This is a genomic window from uncultured Methanospirillum sp. (assembly GCF_963668415.2).
GTDB lineage: Archaea > Halobacteriota > Methanomicrobia > Methanomicrobiales > Methanospirillaceae > Methanospirillum.
This window is the reverse complement of the sequence record NZ_CAXXDL010000001.1, coordinates 672,027-696,456: the sequence shown is the minus strand read 5'-3', so window position 1 is coordinate 696,456 and position 24,430 is coordinate 672,027. Positions and strand designations below refer to the sequence as shown.

The 24,430-nt window shown below is 49.5% G+C and carries 23 protein-coding genes; 13 read left to right on the top strand and 10 right to left on the bottom strand.

The window, feature by feature from the left end:
• The first annotated feature begins 14 nt into the window (after positions 1-14).
• Both ACHZA2_RS03160 and ACHZA2_RS03155 read left to right on the top strand, forming a co-directional pair.
• Positions 15-635, top strand: coding sequence for an SOS response-associated peptidase (locus tag ACHZA2_RS03160; RefSeq protein ID WP_319578512.1), 621 nt, complete (start codon positions 15-17; stop codon positions 633-635).
• 110 nt (positions 636-745) lie between these two features.
• Positions 746-1,315 (top strand): NADPH-dependent FMN reductase, encoded by a 570-nt coding sequence (locus ACHZA2_RS03155; RefSeq protein ID WP_319578511.1) that lies wholly within the window; start codon positions 746-748, stop codon positions 1,313-1,315.
• A 22-nt stretch (positions 1,316-1,337) separates the two neighbouring features.
• Here ACHZA2_RS03155 and ACHZA2_RS03150 read toward each other — a convergent pair whose 3' ends face one another.
• Positions 1,338-2,909 (bottom strand): tetratricopeptide repeat protein, encoded by a 1,572-nt coding sequence (locus ACHZA2_RS03150; protein ID WP_319578510.1) that lies wholly within the window; start codon positions 2,907-2,909, stop codon positions 1,338-1,340.
• A 238-nt stretch (positions 2,910-3,147) separates the two neighbouring features.
• Here ACHZA2_RS03150 and ACHZA2_RS03145 point away from each other — a divergent pair, with 238 nt between their 5' ends.
• Complete coding sequence (locus tag ACHZA2_RS03145; RefSeq protein WP_319578509.1) at positions 3,148-4,626, top strand: serine hydrolase domain-containing protein; 1,479 nt, start codon at positions 3,148-3,150, stop codon at positions 4,624-4,626.
• 42 nt (positions 4,627-4,668) lie between these two features.
• On the opposite strand, the gene ACHZA2_RS03140 is transcribed toward ACHZA2_RS03145, so the two are convergent.
• Together ACHZA2_RS03140 and ACHZA2_RS03135 are read right to left on the bottom strand one after the other, a co-directional pair.
• Complete coding sequence (locus ACHZA2_RS03140; RefSeq protein WP_319578508.1) at positions 4,669-5,019, bottom strand: HepT-like ribonuclease domain-containing protein; 351 nt, start codon at positions 5,017-5,019, stop codon at positions 4,669-4,671.
• A complete protein-coding gene (locus ACHZA2_RS03135) occupies positions 5,016-5,312 on the bottom strand; it encodes a nucleotidyltransferase family protein (RefSeq protein ID WP_319578507.1) in 297 nt (98 codons plus the stop codon). The genes ACHZA2_RS03140 and ACHZA2_RS03135 overlap by 4 nt, the downstream gene beginning before the upstream one ends.
• Before the next feature lie 245 nt (positions 5,313-5,557).
• Between ACHZA2_RS03135 and ACHZA2_RS03130 the strand changes: the two genes are divergently transcribed.
• The 4 genes from ACHZA2_RS03130 to ACHZA2_RS03115 all read left to right on the top strand — a co-directional run bounded on the left by ACHZA2_RS03130 (position 5,558) and on the right by ACHZA2_RS03115 (position 9,980).
• Positions 5,558-6,835: an MFS transporter gene (locus ACHZA2_RS03130; RefSeq protein ID WP_319578506.1), complete on the top strand. Its 1,278-nt coding sequence runs from the start codon at positions 5,558-5,560 to the stop codon at positions 6,833-6,835.
• Positions 6,836-6,925: 90 nt separating this feature from the next.
• Positions 6,926-7,402: a RidA family protein gene (locus ACHZA2_RS03125; RefSeq protein ID WP_319578505.1), complete on the top strand. Its 477-nt coding sequence runs from the start codon at positions 6,926-6,928 to the stop codon at positions 7,400-7,402.
• Positions 7,403-7,527: 125 nt separating this feature from the next.
• Entirely contained in the window at positions 7,528-7,965 is a 438-nt protein-coding gene (locus tag ACHZA2_RS03120) for a hypothetical protein (RefSeq protein ID WP_319540244.1), read from the top strand.
• A 140-nt stretch (positions 7,966-8,105) separates the two neighbouring features.
• Positions 8,106-9,980, top strand: a complete 1,875-nt coding sequence (locus tag ACHZA2_RS03115) for a S8 family serine peptidase (protein WP_319578504.1) — start codon at positions 8,106-8,108, stop codon at positions 9,978-9,980.
• Between the two features lie 86 nt (positions 9,981-10,066).
• Here ACHZA2_RS03115 and ACHZA2_RS03110 read toward each other — a convergent pair whose 3' ends face one another.
• Positions 10,067-10,870: a sulfite exporter TauE/SafE family protein gene (locus tag ACHZA2_RS03110; protein WP_319578503.1), complete on the bottom strand. Its 804-nt coding sequence runs from the start codon at positions 10,868-10,870 to the stop codon at positions 10,067-10,069.
• Positions 10,871-10,984: 114 nt separating this feature from the next.
• On the opposite strand from ACHZA2_RS03110, the gene ACHZA2_RS03105 reads away from it, so the two are divergent.
• Positions 10,985-11,554, top strand: coding sequence for an isochorismatase family cysteine hydrolase (locus ACHZA2_RS03105; protein WP_319578502.1), 570 nt, complete (start codon positions 10,985-10,987; stop codon positions 11,552-11,554).
• Between the two features lie 29 nt (positions 11,555-11,583).
• On the opposite strand, the gene ACHZA2_RS03100 is transcribed toward ACHZA2_RS03105, so the two are convergent.
• Both ACHZA2_RS03100 and ACHZA2_RS03095 read right to left on the bottom strand, forming a co-directional pair.
• Positions 11,584-11,967, bottom strand: a complete 384-nt coding sequence (locus ACHZA2_RS03100; protein WP_319540248.1) for a response regulator — start codon at positions 11,965-11,967, stop codon at positions 11,584-11,586.
• Positions 11,968-11,974: 7 nt separating this feature from the next.
• Positions 11,975-12,448, bottom strand: a complete 474-nt coding sequence (locus tag ACHZA2_RS03095; protein ID WP_319578501.1) for a hypothetical protein — start codon at positions 12,446-12,448, stop codon at positions 11,975-11,977.
• A gap of 130 nt (positions 12,449-12,578) precedes the next feature.
• Between ACHZA2_RS03095 and ilvD the strand changes: the two genes are divergently transcribed.
• Positions 12,579-14,222 (top strand): dihydroxy-acid dehydratase, encoded by a 1,644-nt coding sequence (gene ilvD / locus ACHZA2_RS03090; RefSeq protein WP_319578500.1) that lies wholly within the window; start codon positions 12,579-12,581, stop codon positions 14,220-14,222.
• A gap of 16 nt (positions 14,223-14,238) precedes the next feature.
• On the opposite strand, the gene ACHZA2_RS03085 is transcribed toward ilvD, so the two are convergent.
• The 3 genes from ACHZA2_RS03085 to ACHZA2_RS03075 are packed head-to-tail and all read right to left on the bottom strand — an operon-like array spanning position 14,239 to position 19,325.
• Positions 14,239-17,748 (bottom strand): PAS domain S-box protein, encoded by a 3,510-nt coding sequence (locus tag ACHZA2_RS03085; RefSeq protein WP_319578499.1) that lies wholly within the window; start codon positions 17,746-17,748, stop codon positions 14,239-14,241.
• Between the two features lie 54 nt (positions 17,749-17,802).
• A complete protein-coding gene (locus ACHZA2_RS03080) occupies positions 17,803-18,951 on the bottom strand; it encodes a response regulator (protein ID WP_319578498.1) in 1,149 nt (382 codons plus the stop codon).
• A complete protein-coding gene (locus ACHZA2_RS03075) occupies positions 18,948-19,325 on the bottom strand; it encodes a response regulator (RefSeq protein ID WP_319578497.1) in 378 nt (125 codons plus the stop codon). Before ACHZA2_RS03075 ends, ACHZA2_RS03080 begins: the two co-directional genes overlap by 4 nt.
• Positions 19,326-19,487: 162 nt before the next feature.
• On the opposite strand from ACHZA2_RS03075, the gene ACHZA2_RS03070 reads away from it, so the two are divergent.
• Together ACHZA2_RS03070 and ACHZA2_RS03065 are read left to right on the top strand one after the other, a co-directional pair.
• Positions 19,488-19,655, top strand: a complete 168-nt coding sequence (locus ACHZA2_RS03070; RefSeq protein WP_319540255.1) for a hypothetical protein — start codon at positions 19,488-19,490, stop codon at positions 19,653-19,655.
• A complete protein-coding gene (locus ACHZA2_RS03065; RefSeq protein WP_319578496.1) occupies positions 19,652-20,179 on the top strand; it encodes a hypothetical protein in 528 nt (175 codons plus the stop codon). The genes ACHZA2_RS03070 and ACHZA2_RS03065 overlap by 4 nt, the downstream gene beginning before the upstream one ends.
• 9 nt (positions 20,180-20,188) lie before the next feature.
• On the opposite strand, the gene ACHZA2_RS03060 is transcribed toward ACHZA2_RS03065, so the two are convergent.
• A complete protein-coding gene (locus tag ACHZA2_RS03060) occupies positions 20,189-20,611 on the bottom strand; it encodes a bacteriohemerythrin (protein WP_319578495.1) in 423 nt (140 codons plus the stop codon).
• Positions 20,612-21,611: 1,000 nt separating this feature from the next.
• Between ACHZA2_RS03060 and ACHZA2_RS03055 the strand changes: the two genes are divergently transcribed.
• Together ACHZA2_RS03055 and ACHZA2_RS03050 are read left to right on the top strand one after the other, a co-directional pair.
• A complete protein-coding gene (locus tag ACHZA2_RS03055) occupies positions 21,612-21,761 on the top strand; it encodes a hypothetical protein (RefSeq protein ID WP_319578494.1) in 150 nt (49 codons plus the stop codon).
• 23 nt (positions 21,762-21,784) lie between these two features.
• Positions 21,785-24,340, top strand: a complete 2,556-nt coding sequence (locus ACHZA2_RS03050; protein WP_319578493.1) for a cation-translocating P-type ATPase — start codon at positions 21,785-21,787, stop codon at positions 24,338-24,340.
• Positions 24,341-24,430 lie beyond the last annotated feature (90 nt).

Genomic DNA, 24,430 nt, shown 5'->3' with positions numbered 1-24,430 from the left:
AGAATAGAATCTTAATGTGTGGTCGGTTCTGTATTGCAGCCTCGCCGGGTGATATTGAGACCCGGTTCGGGGTATCTGTTCCCCCTGAGTACAGACCACGATATAACATTGCACCTGGCCAGATGATCCTTGCAGTCACCGGATCTTCTTCTCATATGGTTGAATGGGGGCTTCATACCGGAGGGGTAAAGCGTGTCATCAACACAAGGGTCGAGTCTGCCCATGAGCATCCCGTCCTGAAGGAACTTTTCACGAGTCACCGGTGCCTGATCCCGGCATCCGGGTATTACGAATGGAAGCAGGAGAGGGTTCGCTGTGTTCCGTATTACTTCTCATCAAAATCTGATCCGCTGTTTGCACTCGCAGGTCTGCTCAGGCATTGTTCATCCGGATGTGAGGCAGTCATACTTACAACCGGGGCTATGCCTCCTTATTCTGAAGTTCATAACCGGATGCCTGTTCTAATCTCCCTCTCTGACCGGCGGGGTTACTTATCCGGGGGGGATATCCCGCCTTCTATCGGACTACAGATGTATCAGGTTTCATCCCGGGTTAACCAGGTGGCGAACGATGATCCTTCATTGATCGAGCCGGTGAACCCGGGTTCAGAGCAGATAAGGCTTGATACTGACTGATCCTGTTTCTGTGGCTGGGTATGTCGCTTTTCGTTCATGAGTTAGACTCAGGGTATCCTGAATGATGGGTAATATGTCGGATCAGAGCAAAGAGGAGAGTAGGAAGTTTCATGAGTACGTATCAGATTGGTGTAATCGTAGGAAGTCTGCGCAGGGATTCGTTTAATCAGAAACTGGCAACCGCTATTGTAAAACTGGCACCAGCAGAGTTTTCTTTCAACCAGATTCAGATCAGAGATCTGCCTTTGTACAACCAGGACGATGATGAGAATCAGGCCGCCTCCGTGATAAGGATGAAGACAGAGATCAGTAAGGCTGACGGGCTTCTGTTTGTAACTCCTGAATATAACCGGTCAATTCCTGGTGTACTCAAGAACGCACTCGATCATGGATCCCGACCTCATGATCAGAATGTCTGGACAGGAAAACCTGCCGGAATCCTGGGTGTTTCAATAGGATCTGCCGGTACCTCGATGGCACAACAGCATCTTCGGAATGTTCTCTCGTTCCTCGATGTTGCTGTACTTCGCCAGCCTGAAGCGTATATCCAGCACAGGGATGGGTTATTTGCAGAAGACGGTACAATAGGAGAGAGGAGCAGGCCATTTATGCAGAACTGGATGGATCACTATGTTGCCTGGGTGAAACAGAATTCATCGTGTTCTGATGAACACTTTTAAGGAAAGGGTATGGGACCGGTTATTACCCCTTTATCGTTCTTTCTTTTGTACTGTTCACGATAAAGTTTCGTGAGATTATCGTTCCGTTATCAGAAGGGTTGATCGTGAGTGCCTGTCCGTATGCCTGCAGGGCATCGTTATACTTCAGGAGACCTTTGTATGCATCGCCTTTGCTGCTCCATGCGACAGCGTTCTGTGGATCAATGGCGATGGCCCGGTTATAGGACTCTATGGCATCCTCATTTTTTCCTACGTTCTTTAATGCGTCACCTTTCGCAATCCAGAGGGATGGGTCATCGGGATACCGGATGAGTGACTGGTTGAATGCAACTACCGCATCTCCATACTTACCCATATGCATGAGAACTGCTCCTTGTTTTTTCCAGAGATCATAATCTTTTGAATCAATATCCAGGGCTGTGGAATATGCGGTCATTGCTCCCTGGTACTTTCCACTCTCAACAAGTGCGTCTCCCTTTTTGATCCAGGCTGAAATGTCACCGGGATTGATATCTGTTGCCTGATCAAATGCCTTTGCAGCGTCATCACTCTCTCCCTGGCTGGCATGTACCTCACCTTTTTTCATCCATGCTTCAGTATTCCCAGGGTTCTGTCTGAGTGCCTGGTCATATGCTTCCAGAGCATCACCACTCCTGTTGATGCCAGATAATACGACCCCTTTCTGGTACCACGCATCTGCAGCAGTTGGATCCCTGGCAATCGCCTGTTCAAATGCTGCAATTGCCTCGGTCTTCTTTCCGGTTCCGGCAAGTGCCACACCTTTTCCGATCCATACCGCTCCATTGGATGGATCATATCCGGCAGCTTTGTCAAATGCTGCATATGCTTCGCTGTATCTGCCAAGTTTGAGCAACACGTCACCTTTGGCACTCAAAATCTTTGGATCCTCTCTGATGGATGAAGCCTGTCCAAATGCAGATGCTGCCTCATTGAGTTTTCCCAGTGCTGCCAGAACCTCTCCTTTTCGGTTCCACGTATATGCATCATTCGGGTTTATTGTGGTCGCCTTGTCAAGCGCAGCAATGGCATCGTCATACTGCCCCTGCTTTGCAAGTGTTTCCCCTTTGCCAGCCCAGGCCTTTGGATTTTTCTGGTCTATGGAAAGTGCCTGTTCATAGGCCTCTGCTGCCCGTCCCGGTTTATCCAGGCTGATCAGTGCATCACCCATTCCGACCCATGCCTCTTCATCTTCAGGAGCGATCTCAATGGTTGTACTGAATGCCTTCACGGCCTCTTCATATTTTTCGAGTTTCAACAGTGACTTCCCTGTGTTCAGCCACGCCGCTTCCTTCTCCGGGCTGAGTTGTATCGCCTGGTCATATGCCCGGATAGCCTTCTCATATTGACCGGACTTTTGTAGTGCAACCCCTTTCAGAACCAGGATCGTTGAGTTCTGCGGGGCCATTGCGATAGCCTTGTCAAATGCAGCTATGGCATTATCAAACTGCCCCTGGTCTGTAAACGCCTCACCTTTGCTGATCCATGAATCAGTTGAATCAGTGTCAGCAACACATACGTTCACAACTCCTGCAAGTATTAGTGTCTGGATTATGAGGAGAGGGAACAGTTTCATGAAAAGTGATCTGTCTTTGATACAATATGGCTATCGATATGGTCTGCTCATGGTTTTTGAATACTCATCAAATCTTTATAGTGTACAGCCCAACGTTCTGAATAATTCAGGAATGGCCATCTATCATTTCTGACTCTGGATGAAGGAGAGATATTTGCCATCAACTACTCAAACCCGTCAGGTCCTGCTTTTTCTCGTACTCTGCAGCGTTGCCTTTCCGATATCTTCGTGTGCTGAAATGAATATATCAGCGCAGGATCGGATCATTGGGGATTTTGATCTGTTTGCAGGTGAGGTCTTCAATGAGTCTGAGATCCCAGGAATGGCAGTTGCCATCACCGACAGAGAGCATATCCTGTATGCAAAGGGATTTGGTGTCAGATCTCTTGAACAGCCGGACCCGGTAACTCCGGGCACGGTTTTTTTGATAAACTCCATGTCAAAGGCGTTCACATCGGCAGTTATCGGAGTTCTTGTAGACAAGGGCCGCCTCTCCTGGAATGATACCATCATCTCGATCCTTCCCGGTTTTGCCCTGAATGATACAAATGCAACCCGGGAGATAACAGTCGGTGATCTGCTGGAACATAACTCGGGGCTCTGGTCCTATGACGGGGATCTTCTGTTCTGGATGGGGTTGAAGCCAGAAGAGATTGTTCATCAGATGCGGTACCTTGAGATGGAGAGACCGTTCAGGTCCGGGTACGGGTACAACAACCTCCATTACGTTGTTGTATCTGAAGTGATCAACAGGACAACCGGCAGTCCCCTGAACCGAACCCTTCACGATCTAATATTTACCCCTCTCGGGATGCAGAACACCTCTACTGGGTTTGATTTCCTATCCTCTGCTGCGAAGACCCGGGGTGGTTACGCAGTTCATCATGTCAAAACTGACAGCGGGTATGTCCCGGTCCCGATGGAGAAGGAGTTTCTCTGTGGAGAATATAGCGAGGTGGGAGCAGGGGGTATCAGTTCAAATGTTATTGATATGGCAAAATGGCTCCGGTTCTGGCTGAATGATGGTACCATTTCAGGAGCGAGGATTTTGAAAAATGAGACTGTCCATGAGATCTTCAGACCGGCAAATCTCATTGCTTCAGGTCCCGGATTCAATTTTACCTACGCAAAAGGGTGGGTCGTGAAGTGCGATCCCATGCTGCCACATCCCGTTATCTGGCACAACGGGGAGACATCAGGGATGAGTTCATACAACGGATTCATTCCTGAAGACGGGATAGGCATTGTGGTTCTGACAAATGCCGGAGAGAATGGTGTTGCCGATTTTATCGGAGACACGTTCATGTTCATGATCTCAAATCCGTCAGATTATCATGAGTACACCAACATCAGTGCACTCGGTGATGATATCAGGCCCTCCCCTCCGGTTTCGCCGTATCCTGAATCTGTAGCAGGCATCCGGGAAGAGTGCAACTACCTTACCGGATCATATCAGAACAACTACTATGGCACGATGAATATTACGAATAATTCTGGTACTTTCATCGCTGAACTCGGTCCACGCCCACTCCGCCTGAATATGACTCCTATCAACTCAACGGCATCTCTTTTCAGATTCATGCCGCAGATTCAGGGAGTTGGCCCGGACGGAATGCTTTCCGGTGTATCGGGTCTGGATGGCAGGGCTGAAACAGTGCAGGTTGAGGGTCTGACATCCGGGGAACATCCGCCGGTCGTGTTTACTCGGATTAGATGACCTCTATCAGAGGTATGACCCGGTGGATACAAAAACTCTGTTTTATGTATCAGATGGTCTTTCTGATGAAAGGATCTGGCGAATTCGAGTCTCAAGATCAATAATATCGTGGGAAATAACCGAGCAGACAATGATCCATTTGATCCCAAAATAGCCGTGTATCAATTTATCCCGCAGGCCTGCGATGTCACTCCATGGGATATCGGGATGCATTTCTCGAAACCCGGGAGATAAGTTTTTGACCGCTTCACCAATGATCTCAAGGGATCGTGGGATGGATCTGCTCAAGTCTTCGTCAAGACGAATCTCATCGCATGAGAGTGAAACCGTTTTTCTCTTGATGTATGCAATCTCGTCGAGAATATGGTAAAGAAACGGCAGGTCATCTTTCATACCCAGACAACCTCACGAGATATATACGGCAGAATGTAAGGGGATACCCCGTCTGTGGTGACGATCTCGATGGGCCGGGGAAAAAGTGACTGCAGATACGTCTCCAGGTCAAGATATTTCTTGTATGAGACCAGCGATGGGTCAAATTCCACGATGAGATCAATATCACTGGTATTATCTCCTTCGTTTCGGACAATCGATCCGAAGAGACCTATCCTCTTGACTCCAAACCGCCCCCTTACTCCCATGACTTCACGTTTGAGTATTGATACAATCTCATCACGTTCTGCCATAGATCCCCCTGTGTATATCCATTAGGAGACAGCGTGAATTATATGTTCTTCTCCAGAACAACGATTATGGTGCATTATACCTCGCATGCTCTCTACTATGATCTGTCAGGTCAGTCCGGTTTTTACGGTCAATAAACATGGACTTTTTTTAAAAATCTCCTATACTCATCAGGTTCAGTGAAATACCGGGTTTTCACTCCTTTCCATGGCATATCTATTTCCCATGGAAAAGGCGACGATGATCCATGCAGGTTAGCCGGGAATCAGAGAAGAGGATACTCGGACTGGTTCGTCTCCATATTATTCCGTTTGCCTTGATCCTCTACATCGTCGCGTTTCTTGACCGGGTTAATCTGGGCTATGCAGCCATAGTCATGAATCCCGATCTCGGGATCAGTGCCGAGTTATTCGGTTTTATTTCAGGAATCTTTTTCATCGGCTACCTGATCTTCGAAGTTCCGAGCAATATCATCATGCAGAAGGTCGGTGCCAGGCTCTGGATCGGGAGGATCATGATCTCCTGGGGCCTGGTTGCTGTGCTGATGGGTTTTGTTCAGAACCCGGATCAGTTGATCGTTCTCAGATTCCTGCTCGGTGCAGCAGAGGCAGGGTTCTTTCCCGGAATGATCTGGTACCTCGGCACGTGGTTTCCGCCACGGTATCTTGCACGATCGATTGCACTCTTTGCCACAGGAATCGTGGTCTCAAACATCATCGGTGCCCCTCTTTCGATGTATATCCTTGATACGCTGAACCTGGGCTCTGTTGCAGCATGGCGATGGCTCTTCATCGTTGAAGGAGTTCCTGCCGTCCTGCTGGGTATCCTCTCGCTTCGGATTCTTAAAAACGGCCCTGCTGACGCCGAATGGCTAGACCCTTCCCAGAAGCAGTGGTTGATTCAGGAACTTACGTCCGGAGAGGCGAATACCCGCTCTCTACGGCTGGTTGACATACTCACCGATCGGAAGATCCTGCTCTTTTCAGGGACCTATTTCTCTGTGACGGTCGGGATGTATGCGATCATCTTCTTCCTCCCAACACTTTCAAGTTCATTTCTACACGATCTCGATATGAGTGTAATCGGGCTCCTTTTAACGATCCCGTATATCATCACTCTCATCTGTATGTTTCTGGTATCATGCCATTCTGATCTAAAGGGTGAACGACTGTATCACATTGTAATTTTGTTTTTTATTGCCGGTGCAGGCCTGACTCTTGATCAGATCACTGCCGATCCGCTCATCTCGCTCCTTGGCATCACGATCGCCTTATCAGGAATCATCTCGATCATCGGGCCGTTCTGGTCGTATGTACTCTCTGTACTCAACCCGGATGAGCAGCCGGTCGGTGTTGCCGTGATAAATTCAATTGGAAACCTTGGTGGTTTTGTCGGGCCGGTAATTACCGGGTATCTCATCACTCTCTTCAAAACACTCGACAGCGGATGGCCGGTGATAACTATCATTCTCTGTCTTGGGGCAGTGATGATATTTCTTGCCGGAAGAACCCAAAAAAATGTATGAAATCCCCTTTTTTCTGCATATCAGTTCATGAGTGAGAACTATACACTGCTATACACTCAAATACCATTCTGGCAAGTATATGGTATGCCTATGTCAGAAGCAAAGACGCAGGTTCTGCTGGCAGTATTCTGTATTCTGCTTGGTATGGTTCTCATGTGCCTGATATCTTCTGTCATCTCTTCCCCTTCCAGAGAGGTCATACACACAAGTTCTGCGCCTGAGCCTATCGGCCCGTACAGTCAGGCTGTGCGTACCGACGGCCTCGTCTTCACATCAGGACAGATTGGTATCGATCCAAAGACCGGAAACCTCTCTTCTTCAATCGATGAACAGACTGGTCAGGTTATGAAGAATCTTCAGGAGATCCTTCATGCATCAGGCCATGATCTGTCAGATGTTGTCAGTACCCGGATTTACCTCACAAATCTCTCTGACTTCGCAGTAGTAAACGAGATCTACTCAAGGAGCATGGGAAACGTTGCCCCTGCTCGTTCAACTGTCCAGGTCGTTGCACTGCCCAAAGGGGCTTTGGTAGAGATCGAGATGACGGCATCAGGCTCACCGTGATGTATCCTTCTTTATATTGGAATGAGTCAGAATTATCATCAGTTTTTCACACCTGTCATCATTTTTGTCCGAATTTACTCCCGTATGGATGGACAGTTATAGGAGAACGGAGAGATCCTGATACCATGAGTGCACGACTGCATCTCCTCTTCAGGAGCGTGATACTCAGTTGTATCCTCCTCTTCGTGATTTTTGGAGTAACCGGCTCTGTATTATCTGTCCCTTCTATCAATATCTCCGGAAATGATGATTATTATGTATGGGGAACTGTTCAGGAGATCTCATTTCCCCTGCACTACCGGATCCTCCTTTATGTAGAGCATCCGGATGGGAAATGGTATGGACCAGTAATGGAACCCAACAGCACAATGCCCGGGCTGGGTCCTGATATGAGATGGAAGATCAGGTACTATTCAGGAGATCAGGATCTGACCGACAAAGCCTTTCAGGTATACCTTATCGAGAAAGGGGTGACCCTTAATCAGGTCATGATCCAGGGAGCCCGGAATATCTCGCTGTTCTATGCAACCGTCGCTGCCAGGAATGAGGCTGAACGGAGATAGTACCATATGGGTTAGGGGGCTCTGCCTCCTTTCCCGGGTGGTTTAGTCACTCGCGATCAGGTAGTACTTAATTCTCATGGATCCAATACTCATACTAACAGGGTCGTGCCTCTATTGAGCCCTGGTGGGGAAGGTATGCTATGTTAAATCAGCATGTAATATGGAGATCTCTCATCTTCATCATTTTTCTAGGAATATTCCTGCTTCCTGCTGTAGATGCTGCCGGATCAGGTTCTGTAGCAGATAACTATTCTACGCCGCAGGCAGCGGACAATGTGTCACCTGCGGGCACGCAGGTGGCTTACACCTCTTCGGGCGCTGCATATGTTCCGGGAGAAGTGATTGTCAGGTACAAGAAACCAACCGGCGGATTCTCGGCACAGAGTGTCATGTCACCCGGCCTCATGGCAATGGGGGCAGAACTCTCTGATGACTTCTCGGCTGAAGGCCTGAAAGATATGCAGATGATCCATGTAGGAGAGGATGTAACGGTTCAGGAGGCGGTCACTGAACTGCACAACTCGTCCTTTGTGGAGTATGCAGAGCCGAACTACATTGTATCCCTGATGCCGAATGAGAACTCAACACCACCAGGCCCGGAAAAGATGAGTGCTGAGTCCGTGTCAGGCGGGCCGAATGACCCGAGGTTCAGTGAGCAGTGGGCGCTCTACAACACCGGTCAGGACGGTGGTTCAAGCGGAGCTGACATCAATGTCATCCCGGCATGGGCGAAAACAACCGGTTCAGACTCTATCGTGGTAGCAGTCATTGATACCGGTGCAGATTATAACCATCCGGATCTTGCCCAGAATATCTGGACCAACACAAAGGAAACTCCAGGAAACGGGATTGATGATGATGGAAATGGATACATCGATGATGTCCACGGCTGGAATTTTGCCGCCAATACCAACGATCCTATGGATGACAACGGGCATGGAACCCATTGCGCCGGAGTGATCGGGGCAGTCGGGAACAATGGCATAGGGATCTCAGGCGTGAATCAGAAGGTAAAGGTCATGCCCCTGAAGGTCCTTGGAAAAGATGGCAATGGAGACATGGCGAGCATATTAAAGGCCTTCGCCTATGCACGGAGCATGGGAGCGAGTGTCATCAGCTGCTCATGGGGAGGAACAACCCGCAGTGAGGCCCTTGGTGATGCCATCACCCAGACCAGTCTTCCGATCATCTGTGCTGCAGGTAACTCTGGTGTGAATACAGATGTAATCGCCCAGTATCCGTCCTGTTTTGATTCCCCTCAGATCATCTCGATAGCAGCCAGTGATGCAAAGGATGGAATTCCGTCCTACTCGAACTATGGTCCGAGTTCGGTGGATGTAGCAGCGCCAGGAGACTGGATCCTCTCGACATATCCGACTGCTCTTGGGTATGACTATATCAAGATGAAAGGAACCTCAATGGCAACCCCACAGGTCTCCGGTCTTGCTGCACTTCTCCTATCGGTCAACCCGAGCCTCTCATCAGACCAGATCAAGCAGTTGATCATGAACAATGCTGATCAGGTCTCTGCATTCTCTGGCAAGGTTGTATCCGGTGGCAGGATCGATGTGGAAAAGACTCTCAATGCTGCAACCGGTTCAACGCCCACCCAGGCACCAACGGTGATCCCGACAGCAACGCAGACCCCGGTTCCGACCGAGGTACCCACTCAGGTGCCGACGGTGATCCCAACAGCAACACAGACTCCGGTACCGACCGAGATACCCACTCAGGTGCCGACGGTAATCCCAACTGTAATCCCGACAGTTACACAGAACCCTGATTCGTCGGTTGGGCCTCTGCAGGGCCAGTCAAATCAGCCCCGTGATCTCAACAATGATGGGAAATACGAGGATCTGAATGGCGATGGCGTCTGCAACCAGACCGATGTTGAACTATACTTCAGACAGATCGAATGGATTGCATCTCATGAGCCGGTATCTGCATTTGACTTTTCAGGAAACGGCAGGATCGACTTTACTGATATTCTGACCCTCTACAAGAGTATCAGATAAACCAATCATTACCCTCTTTTTTTGAATGAAAAAGTCCTTTTTATCAGTCCTGCCTGGGGCCCCCAACGGGGCACCGTTGGGGTTTCTTATGGAATAAGCATCAGGATTCCTACAACGAACATAATTCCTGCAAAAAAGTATCTGAGGATCCGTGCGGGACACCGGTGTGCATACCTGACTCCCAGTATAGAGAGGGGTATCGTCGTTCCGACGAGAACAGCCCACTGGACGAGATCAACATATCCGACAGAGTATGGGGGAAGGCCTGCAACGCCGAGTCCATGCCAGAGATACGTGGCAACCGCTCCTGCAGAGGAGAATATCAGGCAGGCTGAAGAGGTACCTACTGCAGAATGGACCGGGTAATGGAGGAGCAGCACCAGAACAGGGACAAGGACAACCCCACCTCCCACACCGGCAAGGCTTGTGATGTTCCCGATACAGAACCCGATAGCGAGCAGTACAGGTACTGACTGCCTGGGAGGACAGACCAAACATTCCTGCACATTCCAGAACATCCTGACTGCCATCAAGGTAACGAGCACAGCAAAAAAGGTCTTGAGAACCTGGCCCGGCAACCAGGCTGCGATGGTCCCCCCTGTGACCGCACCGCAGATTGCTGCAACACCCATCGGTATTGCAGTCTTCCAGTCAACTGCTCCTCTGCGATGGTGTCCGAGTGCCGAGGTCATCACTGTCGGAAGAGTGACAGCAAGCCCGGTTGCGAACGCAACCCTGATCGCAAGGGTACTGTCAAGCCCATCCCCTGCGAGCAGCCAGTACTGCACCGGTACCATGATGAAACATCCGCCAACGCCTATCATGCCTGATGCGAATCCGGCAATAGATCCGGTTGTGATCAGGGTGAGCAGGTAGAGTATGATATCCATGAATGAACCGGGCTCCGGTGATTATGAAGAAGTCTCAACAGGATATCTGTGTCTCCTTACTTATTGCTGTGCCAGGGACAGGTATGATACCGGTTCAGGTCAGGAATAATAGGTATGACCAGGCCGGCCCTGTTGCTCATTGACATGCAGAACGACTTCGTCCTTGATGGAAGACCGCTTCAGGTAAAAGGGGCCCAATCAATCATTCCCACGATCAGGAATATTCTGGAGATGTTCAGATCTGCAGGCCTTCCGGTTTTTCACGTCGTGCGTGTTCATCGCCCTGATGGTTCAGATGTTGAGATCATGAGGCAGGATCTCTTCAGGAAAACTCCGTTTGCTGTTGAGGGAACACATGGTGCAGCAGTCATCGACGAACTCACCCCGGCAGGAGATGAGTACATCCTCCCCAAGATCAGGATGAGTGCTTTCATCGGGACCGGGCTTGATCTTACCCTGCGAACACTCGGGGTAGACACCGTCGTTGTTGCAGGCATTCAGACTCCGAACTGTATCAGAACAACGGTATTCGATGCCATGGCATACAACTACCATGCCTGGCTTGTCACCGACGCAACTGCTGCACAGAGTGATGAGATACATCAGAGTAATGTCAGGGATATGGAGAATATTGGTGTCCGGATAATCTGTTCTGCAGATCTTTCTGGCCTGCTGAAGAGGTAACTGGTCCCTGAAATCTCATCGCCTCTGTGTCAGATATCACCGATGATATCATGAACCATTTTCAGAAATTCGTCTCCTTTGAACGGTTTTATGATGTATCCGAGCGCTCCTTCCCTGAGTGCCAGGTCGATCATCCGGTAATCGTCTGCTGCCGTGCAGACCAGCACCCTGACTGCCGGATCGATCTTTTTTAGTTTTCTGAGTGTCTGGATACCGTTGAGATGTGGCATTATGAGATCGAGGACAACAAGAGTTGGTCTGAGATCCTGAAACTTCTGCAGTGCCTCAATCCCATCCACGGCCTCGACCACCATGCACCCGGCCTGGTGCAGAAACAGGGCCTCAATATCACGGGCAAGTTCGGCATCATCAACGATCAGGATACACCGGTTCCCACAGAACTGTTCGGTCATGAAGATATTACCTGACCTCGTACCCTGCTTTGATGAGTCCGGCCCTGATCTGCTCCTCTGCTTCTTCTCCAGGTCCTGATATCCCCTTCATAATCGTATCGTATGCGTCCCGCAGGGATGAATCACTGCTGTGCAGGGCGAGTGTTCCGGTGATATATCCTCTCTCGTTTCCTTCTAATGAGAAGATATCCATGATTCTGCACCGGTAGTATTTGCACTGGGCAGGACTGTCTGTATGGATGGTACATCCGATGATCCCTTCACCGAGCGGGCGCAGAAACCTGCATGCAGTAGGATTCTGATCAGGAAACGTGGTATCGTCAAACCGATCCCGTTTGTCAGGATCGACTTCTGCTGAAAATGAGGTGCCCGTGCTGATACAGCAGCAGTCAAACCTGTATTTGTTGGTCTGCTTCTCGATGACGATGTAATCGCCAAGATACATGCAGCAGGTACCACATATCCGGCACTCAAAACCCATACTGAGTATTAGGTGCTGCTCATATTCATCTTCACGGCAACATCGGATGATCTGGTGCAGTATGTTAAGGTGTCTGCACCATGCTGCGTATCTTCATAACCTCTGCACCCTAATCACCTGAGTGGTATCAATGCGCAGCGATGACGTCAAGGAAGGGTACGCCCGTGCACCCAACCGGTCACTGATCAGATCCCTTGGGATCACTGAAGAGGAGATGAACCGGCCGTTCATCGGGATCGCAAACTCGTGGAATACCATTGTTCCCGGTCACACACACCTTCGCCAGCTGGCAGAGCGTGTCAGGGAGGGTGTTGCAGCCGGGGGAGGAACCCCGTTTGAGTTCAACACCATCGGGATCTGTGACGGTATTGCGATGGGTCACGAGGGAATGCGGTACTCGCTTCCGTCACGTGAAAATATTGCAGACTCAGTCGAACTGATGATCAAATCGCACCGGTTCGACGCTATCGTCTGCATCTGTACCTGCGACAAGATCGTTCCCGGAATGCTGATGGCCGCAGCACGGTGCAACATCCCGGCAATAGTCCTCACCGGCGGAAACATGCTGCCCGGCCATCACCATGGCTGTGAGATCTCGCTGACCGATATCTTTGAAGGGGTTGGAAAGGTCGCAGCCGGGACCATGAAGGAGGATGAACTTAAGGAGATAGAGGCTGCTGCAATGCCTGGATGCGGGAGCTGCCAGGGTCTGTATACTGCAAACACCATGGCCTGCATGACCGAAGCGATGGGAATGTCACTTCCGGGTTGTGCTGCTGTTCCTGCGGTCTTTTCTGAAAAACTCAGACTTGCCTACTCAAGCGGTTTCCGCTCTGTTCAGCTTGTGAACCAGCAGATCCTCCCCCGCTCAATCATCACACCAATAAGCCTGCGTAATGCCATCAGGGTGGATATGGCACTCGGAGGCTCAACCAATACCGTGCTTCATCTCATGGCCATCGCCCAGGAGGCAGGAGTTCCGTTCACCCTTGAGGAGTTCGACCGGATCGGTAAGGAGGTCCCCCACATTGCTGCCATGCAGCCGGGAGGTCCTCACTCGATGTATGATCTCTTCAAAGCAGGAGGCATCCCTGCAGTCTTCAGACAACTTCGTGCCCATCTCGAACCCTGCACGACGGTGTCAGGAAAGAGTGTATTCGAGATTGCAAACAGCGTAACCTACCTTGATGAGTCGGTGATTCAACCGGTTTCAAAACCGGTACATGCAGCCGGCGGGCTTCGTATTCTGAAAGGTTCACTTGCACCTGATGGTGCGGTGGTTAAGTGCGGAGCCGTCAGGGATGAAATGTGGAAGCACACCGGGCCTGCACGTGTCTTTGACGGTGAACAGGCCGCAATGAAGGCGATTCTTGCAAGGTCGATTGGTGAAGGAGAAGTTATTGTCATCAGGGGAGAAGGGCCAAAGGGAGGGCCTGGAATGCCTGAAATGCTCTCACCGACATCTGCCCTGATGGGACTCGGGTACACCCGGGTGGTCCTTGTGACTGACGGCAGGTTCTCAGGCGGCACCCGTGGGCCGTGCATCGGGCACGTGGCACCCGAAGCAGCAGCTGGCGGGCCGATAGGTCTTGTCAAAGATGGCGATCAGATCCAGGTGGATCTGCATGAACGTAAGATAGATCTTCTGGTTTCTCCTGCAGAATTGGAAGACCGCAGAAAATTATGGAAACCGGTGTCCAAAAGTCTTGATGGGATTCTTGCCAGGTATGCCGCCGCTGTTGGCCAGGCTGACACCGGGGCAGTGATGCGGTAATGGTGAACCTTTCCTGTTATTGAGATCCTGTGGATCTCTCATCTCTTTTCCGGTATGCACCTTTCGGGACCATGATCTCGAAACGTGCTCCTTTTCCTGCAACTCCGGTCTCTCTGATAGAGAGCCCGGTGATGGTCAGAATCTCCCTGATCAAGAAGAGGCCAAGGCCCGTATGCTTCCCAACACCCCTGATAAAGATCCGTTCCTTCTCCTGAGGTTCAATTCCAATCCCGTTATCCTCATACACGATAGAGAATCCCTCTTTACTCTCGTACCCTGACCATGATATGCTGGTGACCCGTTCACCATGGCGGATTCCGTTCTCGATAAGGGTGTAGAAGACTTTTTCAAAGAGTGGGTCTGCAAGAACCTCTATTTCAGGAAGGTTCATCGTTATCCGGATATGTCTCACCGGTAGTTTCCGTGCAGCATGACTGATTCTGGTATTCAGATCATGCCATATTGGGGCGGCAACTCCCAGATCCTGGTAATCCTTGGTAAATTCGATCTGGGTCTGGATAGATGATGTGATCGCGATCTCTTTCTTCAGGAAATCACGAAGTTCTCCATCAGGGGTGAGATCTTCGCTGATATCCTGAAAACCTCGGAGGGCTGTGATCAGGTTGAGAACATCATGACGGGTGATACTTGACAGGAGGTTAAGTTTCTTGTTCGCCTGTGAGAGTGCTTCTTCCATATTCCTGCGATCTGTGATGTCGGTTCCGACTGAAAGAAGCCCGGATAATTCTCCCTGTTCGTATATCGGACGGTTTCTCCATGCTATCCAGACCTTTCTCCCATCCCTGCAGACGTTCTCATTCTCGTTGTGAATATACTTTTCAGGCTGGTTGAAGATCTCTCTCATCATCTCGCGATGATCACGTCCTTCCTTGCCTGTCTCCATGAGAATGGTTCCAAGCAACCCTTTTTCTATGAGATCTTTTTCTGAATATCCAAAAAAATCCTGGCCAAACTCATTAAAGAAGACGACGTTCCCTTTGCTGTCAAACCTGATGATGATGCTGTTGGCGTTCTGGACCAGTTCACGGTATTTGATCTCGCTCTCCGTTATCTTTCTCTCTGCATCGAGTTTTTCCGTAATATCGCGTCCATACAATGCAACCCTGGTAACCAGCCCGTTCTCGTCTTTTACAGGATAGATATTATTCTCAATTGCACGGCCTGATCGGTGGTCGATGAACTGCACCGGCTTGCCTGATTTGACAGTTTCTATGGCATACTGCCTTCGTTTGCCTGCAATATCATGAGAAAGAAATGTATATGCTGATCTTCCAACCATCTCTTCCACTGTTGTATGCATCCGGGAGGCCACGGTTTCATTGGCATAGAGAACAGTCCCGTCAGGATCAATCATCATGATCGACTCTTTTGGTGCGTTGATAAGGGCCCTGGCATTCTCTTCGGTCTCTCTGAGCCGATGTTCAACCAGTCTTCGTTCATGCACGTCCTGAATATATCCATGGAATGATGTGATGGAGCCTGTTGCATCGCGTTCGATGATCGTGAAGTCATAGACCCACCTATACTCTCCATCACGCCGCCTTAACCTGAACTCCTGCTCAAAAGAGTTGATCCCATTCTCAGTGAACTGGCGAACGTCACTTCTGATGCGGTCCCAGTCATCCGGATGCACGACATCAGCAAAACGGATTGATCCGTCTGTAAACTCATCGGGAAGATACCCAAACTGGCTGCTACAGTTCGGGGTTACAAACTGAACAGGCCATCCTTCTGACACCATCCACCTGAAGACCACTACCGGACCGCCGATAAAGAGTCCACGCTCCTCCTGAAGGGCTGCTGCAGTCTCTCTTCGTTGCAGTTCGAGTGCTGCCAGCTGAATAAAGATCTCAATCAATGAGGTGTTTTTAAGTTCTGTGTCCGGAGGAAGGATAATTGAGACAGATCCCCGAATATCCCGTTTCCAGGCAAGGCCGACCTCATAGATGGTTCCTACACATTCAGAACTCTCTATCTTCTTGTAGAGATCTTCAGACAGAACATCCAGTGTGAGGCCTCTGAATCCACCAGGGACCAGATAGAGTTTTCCGGTTATCATCTGTTCGATGAGTTCATCGGTGAGTGGATAGGATGACTCAAGGAGTCCGTCTATGTACCCTTCAATGATATCATGATGTGATGATTCAAGCCCGATGACTGAACGAGGGGTGACCGATCCTCCTCCGGTGTTGACCTGGCTTGTGACAACAATCGTCCCGTCAGGAACCAGATCCTTAATGATAGAGCCGATTAATGTGTAAATCTGGTCATCACTGTCAAGATCCAGCATCTCAATGGACCGGTGTGAGAGCAGTTCGAGATCGCTGGCATACCTGGTTATCTGCTCTTCATACCGCTTTCGCTCGGTAACATCAAGGTTAAACTCTGCAATCAGCCAGGAGCCATCCTTCTCCTGGTACGGGATCGTGTGTACCTCTACGATCCGGTCTCCTTCACGTGCAAGAACCTCATCATTTATGACCGGTTTTTTTGAAGCAAGAGCGTCACGAACACCACATAACCGGCATGGTCTGTCTGTGCCCATGAAGTAGTCGTAGCACTTCTTCCCGTGGTAATCGCCGTATGTCTTCTGCCAGGCCGGGTCCACGTACACGAGGTTGTAATCAGGATCAACGATGTCGATACCTGTACCTGTGACCCCGAGCATGTATTCCAGATGAATTTTGAGCCTGTCCCGATCCTCTGTGATCCGTATCCGGTCGGTGATATCTTCAGTTATGCCAAGTAAAAATTGAGGGGTACCTGATGTATCATACAGAGGCACTTTCTTGGTGTGAAGAATGCGTTTTCCCTTGTCTTTTGTCCAGATCGGCTCTTCATGGATGTTTATAACCGAACGTGACTCTATCGCTTCCTGATCACTTTTTGCAAAATGATCCGCCTCTTCACGACTTAAAAGGTCATAATTTGTTTTTCCGAGAATATCTTCTCTCTGCAGCCCCAGAAAGTCCTCTCCAGCCCTGTTAAACCTGATGTACCTGAAATCAGGCACACTTTTAACAAATACCACGTCAGGAATATTCTCGATAATACTATTGAGAAAGTTCTCGCTCTGTGAAAGGGCCTCTTCAGCATTACGCTTTGCAACGATATCCCTGATCTTCTGAACCAGTTCGGCAAACTGCGCCTGAATGTCGTCCCCTTTCTGTACGTATCCGTCTGCTCCGCTCTCGAATGCCTCGATGACAACCTCTTCGCGTCCTTTTCCGGTAAATATGATGAACGGAGTTTTGTCTCCGTTTCCGCGAAGTGTCTGGAGAAGTTCAATGCCAGACATCCCGGCCATCTCATAATCTGATATGACTGCATCATATCTTGTGCTGGCAATGAGATCAAGGGCTGCTGCTCCGGATGCAGCAGTGTCAACTGAGTACTGGTAGATTGACGTCAGATAATCTGTGATAAATCTGCAGACATGGTCCTCGTCATCGACGACCAGAAGAGTGAGAGTCTCACCAGGAGACGTATGAGAGCGAGCATCCACAGTACCCCACCAGTTAAGGAATAGGTACTCATCCCTTATGTTCGTTGTGTGGTATCAGAATGCAGAAGGATGATTCATTTCATTACTTCCGATTCCGTATTGTTTCTGAAGGAAAACCCTGACTTTCTCTGATTCGACCCATCCCTGATCTAGTTCATTGATGAACTTGTCGATATCCTGAACCACGGTATGCACTGCCTCTGTTCTCTCACCGCAACACTCTTCACAGGTTGATACAATGACTGCAAGCGGATTTCGTATCTTGTCCCCGATTGTTGCCATCTGGTAAATATTCTGGTTTATCTGTGAGAGGGCCCGCGAGAGTTCTCCCATTGCCCGTTTCCGCATCGTAATATCCCTGCAGACAGAGAGGCAGAACAGTGTTCCATTCTCGTAATAAAGGTGTGCATTGATCTCAACCGGTATCACGGTGCCGTCTTTTGCCACCTGTTCTCCTTCAAACGAGATGATCCCAGCTGCTTTGGTATCAGGATGAAGGTTTCTGTATTGCACTGTCGAGATGGGAGTTTCAATCTGTGATATCTCTTTTTCTAGCATCTCCTCACGGGAGTAGCCGAGTCGTTTGCATGCTACTGCGTTTACTTCCCTGATCCTGCCTGACTCACCAGAAGGGAGCATCTCGTGGAGGATGATTGCATCGTTCACATTCTCAAACAGGCTTCTATACCGTTCTTCTGATCTACGGAGTGCATTATTCAGGTCTTCGAGTTCGATGAGTTTCTTCTCGAGCTGATGAAACAGGCGGCTGTTGTGCTCTGAAAGATACTGCTCCTCTTTCATGACCGGGCTGTATGTTCCTCCTGACAGATGGGGGTACTCTGCAATCAGCCCGTTTATTATATTGATAAATTCGGAAGGGTCTGTAGGTTTGAGGATGTAACGATCTGCCCCCAGATGATATGCAAACTCCTTGTCTTTCTCTTCGGTATAGGCTGCGGTGTAGAAGACAAAGGGAATGTGTTTGTATGTCTCGTTGCTCTTTATCTCTCTGCAGAACTGAAATCCGTCCATCCTGGGATAGAGTATGTCTGATATGATGAGATCGATATCTCCGCTCTTTACCTTTTCATATGCATCAGCACCGTCCACAGCAGAGATGACCTCAAGTCCGTTCCCTTCAAGTAACTTTTCCAGCAGGTACCGGTTGATGTACTGGTCATCCACCACGAGCACTCTCATCATGTCACCTGTCCGGGAAAGTATTTCCTTATTTGATCGTGAAAGGTAGCCGGATTGATGGGTTTCTCAATGTAATCGTTTACTCCTGAAGCCATCGCCTTTTCACGGTCCCCTGCCATGGCGTAGGAGGTAACTGCGATGATGGGGATCTTTGCAATATCTGGTGAGCTCCTAATCCGCTGTGCGATCTCATATCCGTCCATGCCGGGAAGTTGGATATCAAGAAGGATGATATCAGGATTACTCTCTTTCGCCTGACGAATCCCTTCCTCTCCTTCCATGGCTTCAATGACAGTATGTCCCATTGACTCGAGGAGAAAGTGCATCAGGTACATATTCTGCTCGTTATCTTCAATCACAAGAATTCTAAAGCCCATTAATTCAACTCCTTTTGTGCAGACAGGAGTATCAAAAAACACCCTCCCCTTCCCGATGGTGCTCTGTACCGTAATGTCTCCCCCATGAAGTTCAACGATTTTTTGTTGATGGATAGACCGAGACCGGTTCTGTCATGTCTTCGTGGTACCTGAATCGATCTGATGAAATGGCCTGAATATGGTATTAAGATCCTCTTCAGATATCCCTATTCCGGTATCTTCCGCAGAGATCTTCACCCGGATATCTGTGCCTGTTTCCCAACGCTCATACCGTCCGGGGGAGATATGTATGTGAGAACCTACGCGTACCTGCAAGGAGATCTGCATTGAGACGAGTCTGTGCATTCTGTAATGAAGAACTCTCCCCTGATAGCGGTGATGATGACAGGATATCCCATGGTGTGTGTACATCCTGTTATAATCATATCAAGGCCAGTATGGGCGTCGATATCACCGAGTATCTTACTATGCTCGATCAACCTGTTGTGCTTGTTGATCAGGATCTGCATATCCTCTCTGCAAACCAGGAGATCCGGAAAGTTACCAGAAAAGACCTCTCTTCAGTTATCGGTCACCTCAGTGGTGAAGTGTTTGAATGCGAGTATGCCCGGTGCCCGGGAGGATGCGGGAATACGACACACTGCTCCGGCTGTGTCATCAGAAACTCGGTGAAAGAGACGTACCAGACCGGAAGACCGGTAGATAAACGACCTGCAACCATCGCACAGGATGTAGATGGAAGACCTGCCTCTGTAAGTCTACTCATCTCAACCGTAAAAACCGGGGATGTGGTGCTCCTGCAGGTTGAGGAGTCTTCAGAGGACTGCACCTCTGGTTGTTCTGACAAGAGCTGACGATCCGGTTTACTTCATGCCGTGTGTATGAAAATTTTCTGTATATTTTGCATCTGTTGTCTGGATGTGCTGAACCAGCCAGTCTTTCAGAAAATTAAGAACATCAATTGAAAGTCCGAGTCTCTTCTCGCTCAGATCCTTCTCATACCCGTTGATCTTATCGATGAACACCTGATGCTGTTTCTTCTGTTCTGCAAGCCCGGTATATCCGAATGACTCCATGTACTTCTCTTCGTCTGCAAAGTGGGTGGTGGTGTACTCGTTGAGGCCCCGGAGAATTTCTCCTACCTCTGTGTTCCCTTTCCCTGCAGACATGGCCTCATGGAGCTTTGCGATAAGTTCAAAGAGTTTTTTGTGCTGAGTATCCATCGTTTCAACATGAACCGAGTATTTCTCATTCCAGGTAAAGAGTGACATGATACGTACCTCCACCTCCTGTGGATAGAGTTATTCTCTATCTTATTGTATTCAAGGTACACCCCGGATATATTCCCTGTATAAACCGGGTTACCGGAGATTGGTGGAAACATCGGGAGGTCTTCTCCAACAGTTTTTTCAGGTCCTGTATATCCGGAGGGCTGAATACCTGGTCAAAATCGACAAGTATCACCGGTATATCGCGTAATGTGCCTCTATAGGTAACCGGTATACCGGTGTTCTGCTCAGGTCGGTAGTGCGGGAAAACGGAGGAAGCATTCACGTTAGGGCGGGATCTCCCGCCCTATGAAATCCTGATTTATTCGTTTTAAATTTAATTTAAGTCGATAAGATCTAAATTATTATTCTTAGGTCGGGAGAATAGGTGTATAGAGACTTCGAACTATTCTGGTGAGTGGGTGTACATAGGTGTCAGTATCCCGACCTCCCGCCCTAACCCTGAATGAACGGTGTATTTTGTTTAATATTGCGATCCAAGGATATTTCTCAGGTCGGATTGATTCCGCACTATTGATGATTTTGCCGCACGAATGAGAGGTACCCATGATGACCGGGAGATCCACATTCCCAATGGTTCTGTTGAAATCTGATTCTGGTGATTAATTTAAAAATACCACCCCTCTTTTCTGACCGGGGAATATGTCTGTATAGGTAACCAGTATACCGACGTTCTGCTTAGGTCGGGAGTGCGGGAAAACGGAGGAAGCATTTACGTTAGGGCGGGATCTCCCGCCCTATGAAATCCTGATTTATTCGTTTTAAATTTAATTTAAGTCGATAAGATCTAAATTATTATTCTTAGGGCGGGAGAATAGGTGTATAGAGACTTCGAACTATTCTGGTGAGCGGGGGTACATGGGTGTCAGTATCCCGACCTCCCGCCCTAACCCTGAATGACCGGTGTATTTTGTTTAAAATTGCGATCCAAGGATATTTATCAGGTCGGATTGATTCCGCACTATTGATAATTATGCTGCACGAATGAGGGGTACCCATGATGACCGGGAGATCCATATACCCAATGGTTCTGAATGGTCTGATTCTGGTAATCACCGTCAAAAACAACCCTTCCTCTCTCCAGATCGGGGAGTATAAGTGCAATGAGCAACAAGTCACCGGTATCACGATATCATCGCTCTCCTGAACCTGCAGACTCCAACCACGATCATGTCAGTTCAGTTTCTTGACCTCGAATCGATCACCGGACTTACAGACGAAGAGGCAGCCATCAGACTGAAGACCGACGGGTTCAACGAGATCGCAGGATCAACAAAGAGCAGTATCCTCGACATTATTGCAGAGGTTGTCAGAGAACCGATGTTCCTGCTCCTTGTCGCCAGCGGACTGCTCTATTTCCTCCTCGGTGATATCACCGAAGGGTTCATGCTGCTGGGATTTGTGTTTGTCATCATCGGTATCACGGTGTACCAGGAGCAGAAGACCGAAAGGGCACTGGAATCGCTGAAAAATCTCTCCAGCCCCCGTGCCCTTGTGATCCGGAGCGGTGAGCAGAAACGGATCGCAGGAAGGGAGGTTGTGGTCGGAGACCTCCTGATCCTTGCCGAAGGAGACCGTGTTCCTGCTGACGGGGTTCTTCTTGCCACAAGTCATATCACTATTGATGAGTCGCTCCTGACCGGCGAATCTGTCCCGGTCCGAAAAGTTCCTGTTTCCGGTGACTTTGTCAACGAACCTTCTGTATCTGAACCCGGTGGTGATGACCAGCCCTTTGTGTACTCCGGAACCATGGTTGTTCAGGGTCAGGGACTTGTGGAGGTCAGGGCTACCGGTTGTCATACCGGGATGGGAAAGATCGGTACTGTTCTGCAATCGGTGGAACGGAGTGAGACCCGGCTGAAAGGAGAGATCGCGTGGATGGTCAGGGTGATCGCCACGGTCGGGGTACTGCTCTGCAGCATCATCGTCCTGGTCTACGGGTTTGTTCACGGCAGCTGGATCGAGGGGCTGCTTGCCGGAATTACCCTTGCCATGGCGATCCTGCCAGAGGAATTTCCCGTCGTTCTGACTGTCTTTCTCGCCCTTGGTGCCTGGAGGTTGTCTGCATACAACGTGTTGACCCGCCAGGTTCCCGCAATTGAGACCCTAGGTTCTGCAACCGTGCTCTGTGTAGACAAGACCGGAACCCTTACCAAAAACAGGATGATTGTCCGTTCCTTCTGTTCGGAAGGTCGAATCATCCCGTATGATCCATCACAGATCAATGCGGTGGCTGATCCCTGTCATGAACTTGCAGAGTATGCTATCCTTGCCTGTAAGAAAGATCCCTTTGATCCGATGGAAAAAGCCCTGCTTGAACTGGCAGAAGGGGATTTCGGAAAGACTGAACATATCCACACCTATGAGCATGTCGTTGAATATCCCCTCTCTCCGGCGCTGCTTGCGATGTCAAACGTATGGCGTTCCTCTGACGGAAGCGACTACATAATTGCGTCAAAAGGAGCACCTGAGGCCGTGGTAGATCTCTGCCATCTTTGTGAGGCAGAGAGTGGGAGACTTGTAGCTCACATCGATGCACTTGCAGCTGATGGTCTCCGGGTCCTGGGTGTTGCACGGGCATCATTTAAACAGGAAGAACTTCCATCAGGACAGCACGAGTTTGAGTTCTCATTTCTCGGGCTTATCGGATTTGCTGACCCGGCACGTGAGGGGATAGCAGAAGCGGTACAGGAGTGCTACTCTGCAGGAATGAGGATCATCATGATCACCGGTGATTATCCCCTGACTGCCATGCATATCGGCAGACAGATCGGTCTTCAACGTTCTGATACATGCATTACCGGGGCTGAACTGCGGGAGATGAGTGAGAATGAACTCAGATCCCGTATTCAAACGACAACGATCTTTGCCAGGGCAGTCCCTGAACAGAAATTGCAGATTGTCAATGCACTCAAGGCCAACGGTGAGGTTGTTGCAATGACGGGTGATGGTGTGAATGATGCACCTGCCCTTAAATCGGCTGATATCGGGATTGCGATGGGGAGACGTGGTACTGATGTCGCACGTGAAGCAGCGTCTCTTGTTCTGCTTGATGACAACTTTGCCTCCATCGTCTCTGCAGTCAGACAGGGCCGCCGGATCTACGACAACCTAAAGAAAGCAATGGTGTATATCTTCTCGGTCCACATTCCCATCGCAGGTATCTCGATGATTCCTGTCCTCTTCAACACTCCCCTGATTCTCATGCCGGTGCATATCGTTTTTCTTGAGCTGGTCATAGATCCTGCTTGTTCCATCGTGTTTGAGTCTGAACCTGAAGAGAAGGACGTGATGAACCGCCCGCCACGACAGGCTGAAGAGCGTCTGTTCACCAGGAAGACACTTCTCATCAGCCTTCTGCAGGGGCTGGTTGTACTTGCGGTGGTGTACCTTGTCTATCAGATGGCACTATCACGGGGTCTTGATGAACCTGCTGTGCGGACACTGACATTCACGACCATCGTTGTTGCCAACCTCTGTCTGATCCTGACGAACCGGTCATGGCATGAGACCCTCAAGACGATCCTCCAGACACCGAACCGTGCAATGGCCTGGGTGTTCGCCGGGACCCTCATCAGCCTGGGACTTGTCATAAGCATCCCGGAGCTCATGAACCTCTTCAGGTTCGTGGCAGTCTCTCCGGTTGATCTCTCTCTCAGTGTTCTTGCCGGCTTTGTGAGCATTGTCTGGTTTGAGGTCTACAAGATTCGGGTACGAAGCCGGTGATCTGCCTGGTGTCAGGAAAGACCCAACCACCCGGTTGCCAATTGTTATCTATATTACTGGTGATCCATATTCTGCTAGAGCGGGTGATGG